The organism is Janthinobacterium sp. BHSEK (genome assembly GCF_056174685.1).
In genome coordinates this window covers 1-14,050 of sequence record NZ_JBWBYV010000001.1, presented here as the reverse complement: position 1 = coordinate 14,050, position 14,050 = coordinate 1, and the positions used below count along the sequence as shown (strand labels likewise).

The window sequence follows — 14,050 nt, the reverse complement described above, 5'->3', positions numbered from 1 at the left end:
ATGCATCATTGTAGAAGCGCGACAACAGCGCGCGGCAGGCCAATCTCACCGAAAAACAGCAGACCACCAGCAGACACACCATGGAATTACATATCCTGATCGACGGCACGCGCGACCTGGGTGGCCAGCTGTACCGCCAGCTCAGCGAAGCCATCCGCTCGGGTCGGCTGACGGACGGCCAGCAGTTGCCGCCCTCGCGCCTGCTGGCCAGCCAGCTGGGCCTGTCGCGCAAGACGGTGTCCGATGTGTATGACAAGCTGGGCTATGAAAAGCTGCTGGTAGGAAAAGTCGGGGTGGGCAGCTTCGTGCAGACGCCGCATGCCTCGCCGCAGCGCCGCCATGCCAGCGCGCCGCTGGCCAGCGCGCAGCGCATCGCCCGCTGGGAAGCGACGCCCACGCCCCTGCGCCGCGCCAGCCAGGAAACGCCGGCACGCTACGCCTTCATCGGCGGACGCGCCACGCCCGCGCACTTCCCGCAGGATGAATGGCGCGCCTGCATGCTGCATGCACTGCGCCAGGGCGGTCAGGCGCGGGGACGCTATGGCCCCGCGGAAGGCTTGCCCGCCTTGCGCGCGGCGATCGCCGGCCATGCCGCCTTCAGCCGCGGCATCCATTGCACCGAGGAGCAAGTGCTCGTCACCAGCGGCGCGCAGCAAGCCTTGCATCTGCTGGCGCTGACCCTGCTCGAGCCGGGCGACACGGTTGCCGTGGAAGAACCCGGTTATCCCGTGGCACGCGCCGTGTTCGCCAGCCAGGGCGCGCGCGTGGTGGGCGTCGAAGTGGACGAGGATGGCATGATCGTCGCGCAAATCCCGGACGGCACGCGCTTGATCTATGTCACGCCCGCCCATCAATTTCCGCTCGGCATGCCGATGAGCATGGCGCGCCGCCATGCCCTGCTGGAACGGGCGCAGCAGCTGGGCGCCATCATCATCGAGGACGATTACGACAGCGCCTTCCGCTACGAGGGCCGGCCCGAGGATGCGCTGCAAAGCATGGACCGCTACGGCATCGTCGCGCACGTGGGCAGCTTTTCCAAGATCATGCTGCCGGAATTGCGCCTGGGCTATGTGGTGCTGCCGCAAGCCATCGTGGCCGCCATGCAGACGGTGAAATACCTGAGCGATTGCCATACGGCCAGCCTGGGCCAGCATGCGCTGGCCAAATTCATCGGCGATGGCCATTTGCTGCGCCATATCCGCCGCTGCCACGATATCTACGTGGGGCGGCGCGAGCGGCTGCAGCACTGGTTCAACGGCCCCTTGGCCCCATGGTTCCGCCTGGTGCCGGCCAGCGCCGGCTTCCACGTGGCGGCGCTGGCGCAGGCGCCACTCGATATCGCCGAATTGCTGCGCCGCGCGCGCCTGGCCGACGTCAGCCTGTATGCGCTGGCCAGCTTTTACCATGGCCCCGCCCGCCACGAAGGCCTGTTTCTCGGCTATGGCGCCATCGACAAGCTCGATATCGACACGGCGCTGGCCATCGTGCTGGCGATCCTGCAAGAGATGGCGCCCCTGCCCCTCAACGGGGTTGCCAGCGATAGTGCCCCGTGATCGGATAGCTGAATAAAATATTCTCCTCGCGCGCGCCCTCGCCGATGTTGTGGATGATCAGCGGCACGCCGCTCCACGACTGCTTGTCGCTGACGATGCCGATATGGGTCAGGTTGCGCGGCAGGCGCCAGGTGACGATGTCGCCCGCGCGGTAAGCGTTCGCTTCCTTGCTTGGCGGCAGGCTGGTGCCGTGGCGGGCAAAGTAGGTGCCCAGGTTCGGCACGCGGCGGTGGTCGATATTGCGGTCCGGCCCCTTCATCTGCCAGCGTCCCTGCTGCTGGTACACCTGCCACGCCTTGCGCATGTCTTCGTGCACGAGCACCTGCAAATCCTGCCCCAGCTGGCGGTAGGCGCGCACGACCACGTCCGTGCACACGCCGCGCTCGAGCGGCACGTCGCCGCCCGGATAGGCGAGGCGTTCGTAGCGCGGGTCGTACTGCAGGGTCACGCCCACCTGGCTGCGGGCGGCGGCGACGAGGGCTTGCGGGCCGGGTGCCGGCGCGGCGTGCAGCGCCAATGGCAACAAGGCAAATAACACAGTGGACAGCAGTTTGAACGGCATGACAGTCAAGTAATTGTGGCAATACAGCAAACTTTACCCTATGCGCGGGAAAAGCGCCGCTTCAGCGCCAGGCAATCGGCTTGGCGCTGAAACGTCAGGCCAGCGAGCGCTGCGCCCGCTTGCAGATTCGTGCCGTGGCGGCAACGGGGCTGTCCAGCAGCCATTGCGCGCACAGGCTGCGCACCCAGTCCGGCCGGCTCTTGGCCGCATCGTTGAGCCAGTTGGCCACGGAATCCTGCACGTAGACGGCCGGGTCGGCGCGCAAGGGCTGCAACAGGGGCAAGGCCAGCTGCGGCTCTTCCTTTAGCTGGGCGATATGCGCGCACCACACGCCGCGCGGGCGCAGCGCCTCGCAGGCGAAGCGGCGCACTCTTTCCGACGGGTCCGCCGTCCATGGCGCCAGCAAGACAATGGCTGCGTCAAGACGCGCCGCCAGATGGGGCCGCAGCGCCAGCCAGGCCCATTCGCGCACGCCGAAGTGGCCATCGTCGGCCAGCGGCCGCATGGCGGCCAGCTGCCGCGGCAAGGGCCAGCCCGCCTGGGCGGCGATGGCAAAGCAGGCCCAGCCCCGCACCGTGTCGGACGGGTGCGCTTGCAGCAACGCCAGGTCGGCGTCGGCATCGAGCAGCAATTGCGCCGCCAAGACCATGCGCCCGGTGATGCCGGCGGCGGCCTGGGCCCGCATTTGTTCCAGCCGGGCCCCGCCGATAGCGGGCACGGCCGCAGCCAGCAGCTGGGCAAAATCGATGGCCAGCCCTTCCGTCAGGGTGGCGCTGGCCACCGCGCCCTGGTTCAGCAGGGCCAGGCGGGCGGGGGCGATATCGGCGACGCCACGGCTCATGCTGCACCCTGCATTTCACCCTTATCCGTCTTGCGCCAGGCTTTTTCCAGCAATCCACTCAACAACTGCATCTCGTCCGGCGTGAAATCGGCAAACAGGCTGGCGATCCATTGCGCGTGCTCGTCGACCAGGGTGGCGGCCGCCGCTGCTCCCTTGGCGCTCAGGCGCACCAGCAGCTTGCGCCGGTCGAGCTGGTCCGCGTGGCGTGCCAGGAAGCCGTCGCGCTCGAGACCATCGAGCAAGCCCGTGATGGTGCCGCGCGTCACGCCGGCGCGCTCGGCCAGCTCGTGCGGAGAGAGTCCATCGGGCACGTCGCGCAGCAGGGCCAGCAGCACGAATTTGCCTTCGGACAAGCCATGCCGGCCCAGGCGCGCGGCGCAATCGCCATCGATGGCCGATGCCAGGCCCAGCACTTCAAAGCACAGGCGCAGGCGTCCGATGGATGCCGGCATGTCGGGGCCAAGCGCGCGGCGCTGCACGTCGCCCAGCAAGGCCGTGTATTTCTGTTCGAGTTCTATCATATGGCGCAATATAATATGGCGCCATATTAAATGTCAAATGGAAAACCTCAGGGGTTTTCCATTTGGACTCAGAAGCGGGCCTTGTCCCTCGCCCACGCAATGATGGCGTTGGCGTCGACGGCACCCGGCTGGCGCGCCACTTCCACGCCGCGCAAAAACAGGGCCAGGGTGGGAATGCTGCGGATATTGAAACGGCTGCCCAGGTCCGGCGACGCTTCCGTATTCACCTTGACGACGCGAAAGGCCGGTTCCAGCATCCTGGCCGCTTGCACATAGAATGGCGCCATGCTGCGGCACGGACCGCACCACGGCGCCCAGAAGTCCACCAGCACGGGAATGTCGCTGCGCTCGATATGCTTGAGGAAACGGGCGCTGGCCAGGTCCACGGGCTGGCCCGTGAACAGCTCCTTCTGGCACTTGCCGCAGGTGGGCTGCTCCGTGAGCCGGGCGGCCGGCAGGCGGTTGACGGCGTCGCAATGGGGGCACACGATGTGCAGGGAGTCTGGCGTGGTCGGGGTCATGGCATTCCTGGAAAGCGTAGCATCAAGTTGACGGACATTTTACGGCGTATCGCGCGGCAGCGCCGGCTCGCTGGCGGCACATTTGCACATACTCGCCTATAGTGCGCTGGAACGGTGCGCATATTGCCCGGCCAGCCAAGGAGAAACATGCCTGATGTCACCATAAACATGGCGCAGAACGCCGAACTCGCTGCCGCCCTGGCCTTGCAGCGCACCGCCTGTCTGGCCCACCCCGTGCCCACGTTCGCCGAGCGCAAGCGCGACCTGCAAACCCTGCGGCGCTACCTGCGCGACCACAAACAAGCGCTGTGCGCGGCGATCAGCGCCGATTATGGCAACCGTTCTCACCACGAAACCTTGCTGGCGGAGATATTCCCCGCCATCGACGGCATCGATCACGTACTGAAAAAATTGAAGAAGTGGATGCAGCCGCAGCGCCGCAGCGTGGACTGGCGCAGTTTCCCTGGCGCCCGCAACCGCGTGCTGCCCCAGCCCTTGGGCGTGGTGGGCGTCATCGTGCCGTGGAATTTCCCCGTCAACCTGAGCCTGGTGCCCCTGAGCTACATCTTTGCCGCCGGCAACCACGCCATGGTCAAGATGAGCGAAAACTCGCGCCACCTGGCGCGGCTGCTGATCGACACCATGCCCGCCTATTTCCCCCCGGAAAAGCTGCAGTTTTTTGACGAGACGGGCGGCGTAGGCATGGCTTTTTCGCAACTGCCATTCGACCACCTGCTGTTTACGGGTTCCGGCCAGACGGGCCGGGCCGTCATGGCGGCCGCCGCACAGAATCTGTGCCCCGTCACCCTGGAACTGGGCGGCAAGGCGCCGGCCATAGTCTGCGCCGATTTCGACCTGCGCACGGCTGCCGAGCGCATCCTGTTCGTCAAGTACCTGAATGCGGGCCAGATCTGCACCAGCGTCGACCACGCCTGGCTGCCCGAGGCCGGCATCGAAGCCTTCGTCGAGCATGCGCGCCGGATCGTGCCCACGCGCTACCCACGGCTCGATACGCCCGACTATACTTCCATCATCGACGAAGCCGCCTTTGAGCGCCTGCTGCAGGCGCTGGACGAAGCGCGGGAACGGGGCGCGCAAGTGATTTCGCTGCTGCCGGGACCCGCGTACGACCGCGCCACGCGCAAGATTGCGCCGCACATCGTGCTGGGCGCGCCCGAAGACAGCCTGCTGCTGACACGGGAAATCTTCGGCCCCATCCTGCCGCTGCGCGGCTATACGAAGCTGGAGACCGTGATCGCCAGTATCAACGGGGGGCCGCGCCCGCTGGCCATCTATCCGTTCAGCAACGACAAGCAGACCGTGCAGCTGCTGATCGACACGGTGATGTCGGGCGGCGTGTCCGTCAACGACGCGCTGTTCCACGTGGGCCAGCACGACCTGCCCTTCGGCGGCGTGGGCGAGTCCGGCATGGGCCACTACCACGGCGTCGAAGGTTTTCACACTTTCAGCAAGCTGCGGCCCGTATTCTACCAGGCACGCTACAGCCCTTTGACGCTGCTGCGGCCGCCTTACGGCAAGCTGGCCAGCCGGGTATTGAACTTCCTGACCCGCTGATTACAGGAACAGCGAGGCGGCGATGGCCCACATGACGAGGGCGATGATGCCGTCGAGCACGCGCCAGGCCATGGGCTTGGCAAACACGGGCGCCAGGTAGCGGGCACCAAAGCCCAGCAGGAAGAACCACAGGGCCGAGGCCATGATGGCGCCGCCGGCGAAGTAGAAACGTCCCACGCCTTCATGCTGGCCGCCGATCGAGCCGAGCAGGATGACCGTGTCGAGGAAGGCGTGCGGGTTCAGCAGGCTGAACGCGAGCGCCGCGCCGATCACGGCCCAGTAGCCTTCGGGGGCCTTGGCGGCCGACACCGTCATGGCCGTCGGGCGCCAGGCCGACTTGGCGGCGCGCAAGCCATAGGCGATCAGGAAGGTGGCGCCGCCAGCCTTGGCCCACAGCAGGAAATTGGGGTTGTCGGCAATGAAGGTGCCCATGCCGGCCACGCCGGCCGTGATCAAAATCGCGTCGCACACCAGGCAGACCAGGATGCAAGTAAGCACGTAATGGCGCTTCAAGCCCTGCTTGAGCAAGAAGGCGTTTTGCGTGCCGATGGCCACGATCAGGCTCGCCCCGAGCCCCATGCCTTTCAAGAAAATTGCGCTGTCCATACCGATTCCTTTCCATTGCTTTCCATCACGCGCACGGCCGCCCACGCTCTGCCGGCAACGGCAAAGTCATCAGAGGTAGGTGGAGGGTGGTGCGGAACCTGGGGGACCGCGCGGGAGAGTGGAGTTGTTACCCTATTTCAACAGTGTAAAGAAAAAGTAAATATAAGTATAATGAATGATTCTAACCATATATAAGAGAAACTTATGCGCGTCGTCGATTACCGTGGATTGGCCGCCCTCGACGCCGTGATCGGCCTGGGCAGCTTTGAAAAGGCCGCGCAGGCGCTGGCGATCAGCCAGCCGGCCGTGTCGCAGCGCATCCGCACCCTGGAAAACCTGGAAGGCACTTTATTGATCATCCGCAGCCACCCGCCCCTGCCGACAGAAGCGGGCCAGCGCCTGATCGCCCACTACCGGCAAGTCAAGCTGCTCGAAGCGGCGCTCGATGCCCAGCCCGGACCCACGACGCACCTGCCGGCGCTGGCCATCGCCGTCAATGCCGACAGCGCCGCCACCTGGATCCCGGAAGCGCTGGGGCCGCTGCTCTCGCCTCCCTCGTGCCTGCTCGACATCCGCCTCGACGACCAGGACCATACCTTGAGCCAGCTGCGCGAAGGGCGCGTGTTTGCCTGCGTCACCAGCGCCAACGACCTGGTGGCCGGCACCACGGCCACGCCGCTGGGCGGCATGCGCTACCTGTGCGTGGCCTCGCCCGCATTCGCCCGGCAATGGTTTCCCCATGGTTTTACGGTGGAAGCCGTCAGCCAGGCGCCCGCCATCACGTTCGGCAGCAAGGATGCGCTGCACGAACGCTATCTGCAGCACCGCCTCGGCTACACGGGCCGCTATCCGCACCATGTGCTCGGTTCGGCGCGCGACTTCGTGCGTTTCATCGAAGCGGGCTATGCCTATGGCATGGTGCCCCTGCTGCAGGCGGAAACGGCGCTGGCCGCCGGCCGGCTGGTCGATGTGGCGGCGGGGCAAGCGCTCGACGTGCCCCTGACCTGGCATGCCTGGGATATCCAGACGCCGCTCACGCGCACCCTGTCGGACGCCGTCATCGCCACTGCGCGCAAATGGCTGTTGCAGGATTGATTGACGCATGCGACAGTTATCTATGATAAAGAGCAACGTCCCCATGTGCGCCCTGCCCAGCCTGGCCTACACTGCAAGCATCCACCATCACCATCGGGAGCCCGCATGACGATCCTGCGCACCACCCTGCTCGGTTTGCTGGCGGCCATCCCGCTCGCTGCCGGCCTGGCCGCCTGCTCGCCCTTGATGGCCATCAATGCCTTATCTTCCGGCAACGCCTCGCACGTGACGCAGGGCCTGGCGTACGGCCCCCTGCCACGGCAAAAGCTCGATGTGTATGCTCCCAAGACCCGCACGGGGCCCGTGCCCGTGGTGGTGTTCTTTTACGGCGGCAACTGGACGACGGGCGAGCGCGCCGACTATGCCTTCGTTGGCCACGCGCTCGCCGCGCGCGGCTACCTGGCCGTGATCGTCGACTACCGATTGTATCCGGACGTGCACTACCCCGAAATCCTGCAGGATGCGGCCCGCGCCGTGGCCTGGGCCGCGATGGAATCGAGCCGCCATGGCGGCGACCCCGCGCGTCTGTTCGTCATGGGCCATAGCGCCGGCGCCTACAACGCGGCCATGCTGGCGCTCGACGCCAGCCTGCTGGCGCGCCACGGCATGCGTCCGCAGGACTTGCGGGGCTGGATAGGCCTGGCCGGCCCGTATGATTTCCTGCCCATCGAAAACACCACGACCCGCCCCGTCTTCTTTTACCCGGACACGCCCGCCTCTTCGCAGCCCATCCACCACGTGACGGCCGATGCCCCGCCCGTCCTGCTGATCGCCCCCCAGCCCGGCCAGGACAAGCTGGTCGATCCGCGACGCAACACGGGTGGCCTGGCCAGCGCCTTGCGCGCGCTGCACCGGCCCGTGACGGAAACCTATTTCGACCACGTGGGCCACGCCACCCTGGTCGCCACGCTGGCTGCACCGTTGCGCAGGCTGGCACCCACGCTGGATGCCGTCAGCGCTTTCATCGATGCCAACAGCGGGAGCGGCGACGCCGTCTCGTCTGCGGACTTTTCCGATACGGCCTTGCCGGCAAGCATAGCCTTGCCGCCTCGCGCACCTGGCGCGGCCACACCGGCCCCAGAGCTGCACGCATACGACAAAACGCCCGCCCCGTGAAGGGCGGGCGCTCTGCCCAAACCAGCCTGCATGATGCCGCATGACGCTGCTGGCCTTCCCCCGGAGCTCGGCCTCCGGAGTGGGCCATCAGCCGCAAGCAGTCTCGTGCTTACTCTTTACGGCTGGCGCTGCTGCTCTTGCTTTGTGCGGAGCCTGCTTGCGAGGCGCTGCCGCTGGCCGAGCTTTCGCTGCCGGACGACTGCTGGCTGCCCTGGTGGCTGGCGCTTTGCAGGCTTTGACCGTCGCGGCTTTGCGCACCACGCTGCTGGTCGCGGCTGGCGCCGTTTTGCTGGTAGGCCTGGAACGGTTCGGCCATGCGCTGCATCGCTTCCTGCTGCTTGCGCACGTTTTTCTCCGTTTCTTCCGACGCCGTACGGGCCACTTCTTCGGCCAGGGCCTTGGCGGTACGGCTCGTTTCATTCACATGACGCTCTGCCACGTTGGCCAGTTCGACCTGCGTATCGGCCGCGAGGCGCGACACCTGTTGCTGGTATTTGCGCAATTGCTCGGCGGCAGGCTGGCCCGAGGCGGCAGCCACCTGGAACACATCTTCAGCGCGCTCGACCGTCAACAGGTTTTGGCTGGTGACCGTGCTTTCTTCCAGCAAGCCTTGTGCCAGCTGCATGTTCAGGTCACTGAAGTGCTGCATCGACTGAAACAGCGACTTCGACAGGCCATTGAAGAAAGCCAGTTGCGCTTCCAGGTGGTTCTTGGCGGCGGGGGTAACACTACGGGAATATGGATACATGGAGTTCCTCATTAAATAGCGGTTGGGTGGACATAAACAGATGGCGACACCACCGGCTGTCGAACGGTGAGGCAGACGGCCGGGCTACGCCACGAAACGCGAAAAAACATATCCGATTGGTGGGAAGATGCTTTGCAACGCGAGTCCCAAGGCTACGTGAGCACCGCAGGTGAGGCATGATCTGGATCAAAGGTGCGCGAGGCTGCGCAAAAAGTTTGGGCTGGACGGCTTGCTCTTGGCAAACGTCAGTAACGGAAAGGAAAATCTGTGCCAGGCAGGCTCAGCCAGCGGCGCCCGTGCCCGTGCCCGGCACGACAGGCTTGTAGCCATGGCTGCGCAGCGACGCTTCCAGCCAGCGGTTGCCGTACCAGCCGCGCGCCAGCAGGTAACTGAGTTCCGCGCCGGCCATCAGCAGCATCATCGGGCCGATGCGCAATTCGCTGGCCAGATGGCTGCCAAACCACAGGCATGCATCCATCGCCAGCATGAGCAGCAACAGCCACCAGCGGCGCTTGGCGACGGCCCAGAACGAGCCCAGGAACAGGGCCGGCCAGGAAAAACCCGCTTTGACGTAGGCATAGCGGCCGGCATCGTCGGCAAACAGGGTGGCGCTGTGCTTCATGCTGCTCTCTTCAGGTAATGACCGGCCTCAAGGCTCGGGGTGGTGGCAAACGGCTTCGACATTGTGGCCATCCGGTCCCAGCACGAAGGCGCCGTAGTAATTCGGGTGGTACAGGGCGCGGATGCCGGGGGCGCCGTTATCCTTGCCGCCCGCTTCCAGCGCGGCCTGGTAAAACGCATCGACCTGGGCGCGGTTGTCCGCCGCGAAGGCGAGATGCATGCCGGCATGCGGCGTGCCGCCCACGCCGAACCAGAAATCGGGCTTGCCATCCTTGCCCATGCCGATCCAGCCCTGCTCTTCCATCACCACCGATACGCCCAGGGGCGCCAGGGCGGCCGAAAAGAAGGCCTTGCTGGCCTGTGCATCGCTGACATTCAAACCGATGTGATCAAGAATCATGATGGCGCTCCCTGGAGGTCGTGAAATAGAAAATGCAGTATGCATCAACATTGCCTTTTAGGCAATCATCGCTGCATATCCGGCCCACTTGCTCCAGGGAGCGCCATGCGGATGTCTAGCGCAGGTTGCCTGTATGCCCCAGCGAATAACGGCCCGGCTGCGGCCAGACGGTCAGGCCGTGCGGTTCCTGCCCGACTTTCACTTTGGACACGTCGCCGCTGTTCGTATCGATGCGGTAGACCACATCGTCGAAGCGGCCGGACAGCCACAGATACTTGCCATCGGCGCTCACATTGCCCATGTCGGGGCTGCCGCCGCCGGGAATCGGCCAGTTCGACACGACTTTTTCCGTGGCGAAATCGATCACGCTGACGCTGCCCTTGCCCTTCGGCTTGCCGTGGATGCGGTGCGTGCCGCGGTTGGCCACGTACAATTTCTTGCCATCGCGGCTCGGATACAGGCCGTGTGCGCCCACGCCCGTCTGGATGAAGCCGATTTCCTTCAGGGTGGCGCCATCGACGATGTGCACGCCGTCCGCGTCCATGTCGGCGATAAAGAATTTCTTGCCGTCCGGCGAGATGCGTATGTCTTGCGGCATGCCCTTCTTGACGCTGCAGATTTCATTCGCCGGACCGCCCACGGGGCCGGACTCGGCAAAGCGCTTGGCCGGCATCTGCAGTTTCAGGTAGCCGTCGACCTTGCGGCCCACCAGGTCGATCTTGGCGATGGTGCCGTCGAACTCGCAGGTGAACATGGCGTAGCGGCCGTCATTCGAGAAATCCGCATGGTTGATGCCGCCGCACTGGGGCGTGTCGATCGAATACTGCACGGCCATGGTCTTCGGATCGCGGAAATCGAGGCGGTGGCGCGCTTCGGCCACGACGATGGCCGACTTGCCGTCCGGCGTGTAATACATATTGTAGGGATCGTCGACGGGCACTTCCTTGCCCGGTTTGCCCGTCAAGGGGTCGACCGGCGTCAGGCTGCCCTTGTCCGTGCGCTCGGCATTGTTCGCCACCCACAGGGTGCGCAAGTCCCACGACGGCACCACGTGCTGCGGGCCGCTGCCGACCTTGAACTTGTCGACCACTTTCAGGCTGTCCTGATCGATCACGTAGACGTCGTTCGAGCGCAGGTTCGGCACATAGACGCGGCGCAAGTGATCCTTGACGACGGGGCTCATATTGCTGCTGCCGATGCTGCCGTACACGTTTTTCGGGTCCGCCAGCGGCGGCATGCCCGGCAGTGGAGAATAGACTGCCGCCGGCGCCGCGGCGACAGCGGCCGGGGCCGGCGTGCTGGCGCCGATGACCTGGCTGGCCACGCCCAGGCCGGCCAGTGCGGCAGCCAGGGCGGACAAGGTGACGATGGTGCGTCGTTGAGATGTTTTCATGTGTTTTCGCGTCATTTCGTTGCAAAAGCCGGAAGTTCGACACTCCCAGCGGAAGATTTACTTATTTCGTTGCAGCAATTGCTTGATGGCGGCCACCGAGGTGTCCACCTGCAGCTTGATACCGATCTGGCCCAGCTCCTTTGTTGCCCGCGTCGCGTCGCCGCGCACGCCGTCCGCCACGCCGGGCTTCGCTCCGTGGGCCATGGCCTCGCTGCGCACCAGCGACGGGTCCGTCGCCAGCATCAAGGCGGCATCCGCCAAGCCCGCATGCAGGCCGATCTCGGCGCTGCTGTGGCCGCGCTTCTGCAGTTCGGCAATATAGGCCGATTGCGTGATGTCATAGTAGTCGAGCAAGGCGTAGGCGCGCGCTTCCTTGCCCGCAGGTGTCTTGCCCCAGGCGCGGTTGAGTTTATTCGCCACGTTCTGCTCGTTCTTCTGGTAACCACCGTGATCGCCGAGGAAGATGATGTCGCGGAAACCGTGCTGGCGCAGGCTGGCGGCGGCCCCTTCCAGCACGGCTTCGAAGGCGGCGGGCGGTATCGAAATCGTGCCGGCAAAGCGCATGTGCCCGGCCGGCGGCGAAATCGCGCCTTCCGGCACGTAGGAAACGACGGGCGCGACGATGGTATTGCCCAGCTTTTGCGCAATCTGGCGCGCCAGCAAGCCGGCGCGCACATTGTGCTTGCCCAGCGCGATATACGGCCCGCTCTGCTCGACGCCGCCGATCGGCACCAGCACGGTCGTGGCGCCATGGTCGATACGGCTGCGCAGCTCCGTGCTGGTCAGCTCTTCCAGCATCACGCTGCTGCTGGCAGGCGCGGCAGCCATGACTGGCGCCGTGAGCAGCAGAGCCGAAAACGTCAGGACGAACAGGGAAACGAGGGGCTTGCGTGAAAGGCGGAGCGTGGATGGCGCGCAGGGCGCCGTTCGCTGGGGGAACTGCAGAGTCATAAGCCAACATCTTTCCGAGGTCAAAACGTGACGCCGTGCCCGGCCTTGCCAGGCAAGCTGGCTGCCACGCAAGAATTGTATTCCATCATGACGGGAACGGCACGTTAATTTGACGCGGTGCCTTGCAAGGAATTGACTAAGGGAAACTATCTATCAGGCTATTGCCGCGTTAGCCCTGCCCGCCTCGCCATCATGGAGCGTTTCGTTGCGCTTCTCGGCATAGGCCTTGAGCGAGCGCATCGTTTTCGGAAGGCCTTCCCGAACTTGTCTGGCAACGCCTGGGCCGAACAGAAAGACAAGCGCTCCAGTGAACCACACGCGGTGAACGACTTCCGATCCGCCATCTGCGGCAGTAACCGTGTGCTCGAAGTGGATGCGGAACAGCGGGATGTAGCCCTCGACGGTGAACGAGCGGCCTGCGGAGCGCTCCGTGACCAGCAGCGGAATCCCCATCCCCTTGCTGGGAACTATCCTGCCGTGTGTGCCAACTGCGAACGGCCCATCGAGCCGGGCTTGCTTTGTATCCGGATCCCACAGGTGCCATCGGTCGACCTCGCTCCAGATTTGGTCGATAACCGTGGGCGGGACTGCAATGTGGATGGTTTCTTCGATTTGCATCAATGGGGATTCTCCCTATTCATATCAATATCATTGAATTCTGGCGGTACTTGCCACAGACAGAGCGGGGCCATGACGAGCCAGGCTGAACCGGCATGCCATTAAGCAGGCGCGCACCTGATAAAAAATGACAATGCATGCATTTACACCTGGGCACGATGCTATCCTAAAAACGCTGACCGTGAGCACCTTGAATATTGAGAAATGATGAAAGCAACACACTGGAGGGTTGAAGAGCTAAAACATCACGCGGCGGATATCGTCTGGCTTGATACCGAGGGTGCTCGCCGTGCCTATGATGTAGTGCGCCTTCATGATTCGAAGACGCATCCCGGCCTGGACGCTAACACCGTTGGCTCCATCGAACGGTTCGCATTCGGCGATGATGTGGCCAGCGCGACCAAATGGTTACGTGCCCGTATGCAGGGAAGTCAGCAGGTCGTAGTTGTGTTTGGAGAAGACGAATGCTTCGTATGCAGCAGTGTGTTCCTGGTCGAGAATTGGTCGGATATTTTTGTCCCTTCGCGTGACGACGCGATGGTCTATTCGAACGACACGCCTCTTATCGTATTTTATTGCCATGAGAATGCATTCGAGGTAGGGCAGCGACTTGTCTTTGATTAAGAAGCGGGTCCGGCCAGGAGCCAACAGCCAGGACGATGTCCGGTCCCGAATTGCACCGCCAAGATGAGCCTGCTATCATCGCCTGCATGCAACGCAACTATGATCGGAGTTCACAGTGACGGCATACATACCCGCTTTGATCTGGCTGCTTTCGGCAGTGGCTTGCCACCTGATTGCCACACGACGCCTTCTGAAAAGACCTGCGGTCAGGGACATGATAGTCGCTCTGACAGGCCCGTTTGCCATTCCCTGGCTTCTCATCGCAAAGCCCGAAAAAACCTAAGCACGCGAGCATCCGCAGGTCC

General features: G+C 64.2%; 16 protein-coding genes. 5 read left to right on the top strand and 11 right to left on the bottom strand.

Annotated elements, in window-relative coordinates:
* Positions 1-80 precede the first annotated feature (80 nt).
* Positions 81-1,553 (top strand): MocR-like pyridoxine biosynthesis transcription factor PdxR, encoded by a 1,473-nt coding sequence (gene pdxR / locus AC0V2Y_RS00080; protein ID WP_475416276.1) that lies wholly within the window; start codon positions 81-83, stop codon positions 1,551-1,553.
* Here pdxR and AC0V2Y_RS00075 read toward each other — a convergent pair.
* From AC0V2Y_RS00075 to trxC, 4 genes are all read right to left on the bottom strand, one after another.
* Entirely contained in the window at positions 1,522-2,115 is a 594-nt protein-coding gene (locus tag AC0V2Y_RS00075; RefSeq protein ID WP_475416277.1) for a DUF1287 domain-containing protein, read from the bottom strand. The genes pdxR and AC0V2Y_RS00075 overlap by 32 nt on opposite strands.
* Positions 2,116-2,209: 94 nt before the next feature.
* Positions 2,210-2,956, bottom strand: a complete 747-nt coding sequence (locus AC0V2Y_RS00070; RefSeq protein WP_475416278.1) for a HEAT repeat domain-containing protein — start codon at positions 2,954-2,956, stop codon at positions 2,210-2,212.
* Entirely contained in the window at positions 2,953-3,474 is a 522-nt protein-coding gene (locus AC0V2Y_RS00065; protein ID WP_475416292.1) for a MarR family winged helix-turn-helix transcriptional regulator, read from the bottom strand. Before AC0V2Y_RS00065 ends, AC0V2Y_RS00070 begins: the two co-directional genes overlap by 4 nt.
* A 71-nt stretch (positions 3,475-3,545) precedes the next feature.
* A complete protein-coding gene (gene trxC / locus AC0V2Y_RS00060) occupies positions 3,546-3,998 on the bottom strand; it encodes a thioredoxin TrxC (RefSeq protein WP_475416279.1) in 453 nt (150 codons plus the stop codon).
* Positions 3,999-4,145: 147 nt separating this feature from the next.
* Here trxC and AC0V2Y_RS00055 point away from each other — a divergent pair, with 147 nt between their 5' ends.
* Positions 4,146-5,573 (top strand): coniferyl aldehyde dehydrogenase, encoded by a 1,428-nt coding sequence (locus AC0V2Y_RS00055; RefSeq protein ID WP_475416280.1) that lies wholly within the window; start codon positions 4,146-4,148, stop codon positions 5,571-5,573.
* Here AC0V2Y_RS00055 and AC0V2Y_RS00050 read toward each other — a convergent pair whose 3' ends face one another.
* A complete protein-coding gene (locus AC0V2Y_RS00050) occupies positions 5,574-6,179 on the bottom strand; it encodes a LysE/ArgO family amino acid transporter (RefSeq protein WP_475416281.1) in 606 nt (201 codons plus the stop codon).
* A gap of 204 nt (positions 6,180-6,383) precedes the next feature.
* Here AC0V2Y_RS00050 and AC0V2Y_RS00045 point away from each other — a divergent pair, with 204 nt between their 5' ends.
* A complete protein-coding gene (locus AC0V2Y_RS00045; protein WP_475416282.1) occupies positions 6,384-7,274 on the top strand; it encodes a LysR family transcriptional regulator ArgP in 891 nt (296 codons plus the stop codon).
* A gap of 105 nt (positions 7,275-7,379) precedes the next feature.
* The gene (locus tag AC0V2Y_RS00040; protein ID WP_475416283.1) at positions 7,380-8,390 is read left to right on the top strand and encodes an alpha/beta hydrolase; all 1,011 of its coding nucleotides are present in this window, start codon (positions 7,380-7,382) and stop codon (positions 8,388-8,390) included.
* Positions 8,391-8,499: 109 nt separating this feature from the next.
* On the opposite strand, the gene AC0V2Y_RS00035 is transcribed toward AC0V2Y_RS00040, so the two are convergent.
* The 6 genes from AC0V2Y_RS00035 to AC0V2Y_RS00010 all read right to left on the bottom strand — a co-directional run bounded on the left by AC0V2Y_RS00035 (position 8,500) and on the right by AC0V2Y_RS00010 (position 13,121).
* Positions 8,500-9,138, bottom strand: a complete 639-nt coding sequence (locus AC0V2Y_RS00035; protein WP_475416284.1) for a phasin family protein — start codon at positions 9,136-9,138, stop codon at positions 8,500-8,502.
* Between the two features lie 280 nt (positions 9,139-9,418).
* Positions 9,419-9,760: a DUF2628 domain-containing protein gene (locus AC0V2Y_RS00030; protein ID WP_475416285.1), complete on the bottom strand. Its 342-nt coding sequence runs from the start codon at positions 9,758-9,760 to the stop codon at positions 9,419-9,421.
* Positions 9,761-9,787: 27 nt separating this feature from the next.
* A complete protein-coding gene (locus AC0V2Y_RS00025; protein WP_475416286.1) occupies positions 9,788-10,159 on the bottom strand; it encodes a VOC family protein in 372 nt (123 codons plus the stop codon).
* Positions 10,160-10,274: 115 nt separating this feature from the next.
* Positions 10,275-11,552: a YncE family protein gene (locus tag AC0V2Y_RS00020; RefSeq protein ID WP_475416287.1), complete on the bottom strand. Its 1,278-nt coding sequence runs from the start codon at positions 11,550-11,552 to the stop codon at positions 10,275-10,277.
* Positions 11,553-11,609: 57 nt separating this feature from the next.
* On the bottom strand, positions 11,610-12,380 hold the full coding sequence (locus AC0V2Y_RS00015) for a creatininase family protein (RefSeq protein ID WP_475416288.1): 771 nt from the start codon (positions 12,378-12,380) through the stop codon (positions 11,610-11,612).
* Positions 12,381-12,656: 276 nt separating this feature from the next.
* On the bottom strand, positions 12,657-13,121 hold the full coding sequence (locus tag AC0V2Y_RS00010; RefSeq protein WP_475416289.1) for an SRPBCC family protein: 465 nt from the start codon (positions 13,119-13,121) through the stop codon (positions 12,657-12,659).
* A 204-nt stretch (positions 13,122-13,325) separates the two neighbouring features.
* Here AC0V2Y_RS00010 and AC0V2Y_RS00005 point away from each other — a divergent pair, with 204 nt between their 5' ends.
* A complete protein-coding gene (locus tag AC0V2Y_RS00005; RefSeq protein ID WP_475416290.1) occupies positions 13,326-13,745 on the top strand; it encodes a hypothetical protein in 420 nt (139 codons plus the stop codon).
* Positions 13,746-14,050 lie beyond the last annotated feature (305 nt).

Excerpts from the sequence above, each read along its gene's own strand:
- pdxR (WP_475416276.1), top strand. The coding sequence starts at position 81 with ATGGAATTACATATCCTGATCGACGGCACGCGCGACCTGGGTGGCCAG.
- AC0V2Y_RS00075 (WP_475416277.1), bottom strand. The coding sequence starts at position 2,115 with ATGCCGTTCAAACTGCTGTCCACTGTGTTATTTGCCTTGTTGCCATTG.
- AC0V2Y_RS00070 (WP_475416278.1), bottom strand. The coding sequence starts at position 2,956 with ATGAGCCGTGGCGTCGCCGATATCGCCCCCGCCCGCCTGGCCCTGCTG.
- trxC (WP_475416279.1), bottom strand. The coding sequence starts at position 3,998 with ATGACCCCGACCACGCCAGACTCCCTGCACATCGTGTGCCCCCATTGC.
- AC0V2Y_RS00055 (WP_475416280.1), top strand. The coding sequence starts at position 4,146 with ATGCCTGATGTCACCATAAACATGGCGCAGAACGCCGAACTCGCTGCC.
- AC0V2Y_RS00050 (WP_475416281.1), bottom strand. The coding sequence starts at position 6,179 with ATGGACAGCGCAATTTTCTTGAAAGGCATGGGGCTCGGGGCGAGCCTG.
- AC0V2Y_RS00045 (WP_475416282.1), top strand. The coding sequence starts at position 6,384 with ATGCGCGTCGTCGATTACCGTGGATTGGCCGCCCTCGACGCCGTGATC.
- AC0V2Y_RS00040 (WP_475416283.1), top strand. The coding sequence starts at position 7,380 with ATGACGATCCTGCGCACCACCCTGCTCGGTTTGCTGGCGGCCATCCCG.
- AC0V2Y_RS00035 (WP_475416284.1), bottom strand. The coding sequence starts at position 9,138 with ATGTATCCATATTCCCGTAGTGTTACCCCCGCCGCCAAGAACCACCTG.
- AC0V2Y_RS00030 (WP_475416285.1), bottom strand. The coding sequence starts at position 9,760 with ATGAAGCACAGCGCCACCCTGTTTGCCGACGATGCCGGCCGCTATGCC.
- AC0V2Y_RS00025 (WP_475416286.1), bottom strand. The coding sequence starts at position 10,159 with ATGATTCTTGATCACATCGGTTTGAATGTCAGCGATGCACAGGCCAGC.
- AC0V2Y_RS00020 (WP_475416287.1), bottom strand. The coding sequence starts at position 11,552 with ATGAAAACATCTCAACGACGCACCATCGTCACCTTGTCCGCCCTGGCT.
- AC0V2Y_RS00015 (WP_475416288.1), bottom strand. The coding sequence starts at position 12,380 with ATGGCTGCCGCGCCTGCCAGCAGCAGCGTGATGCTGGAAGAGCTGACC.
- AC0V2Y_RS00010 (WP_475416289.1), bottom strand. The coding sequence starts at position 13,121 with ATGCAAATCGAAGAAACCATCCACATTGCAGTCCCGCCCACGGTTATC.
- AC0V2Y_RS00005 (WP_475416290.1), top strand. The coding sequence starts at position 13,326 with ATGATGAAAGCAACACACTGGAGGGTTGAAGAGCTAAAACATCACGCG.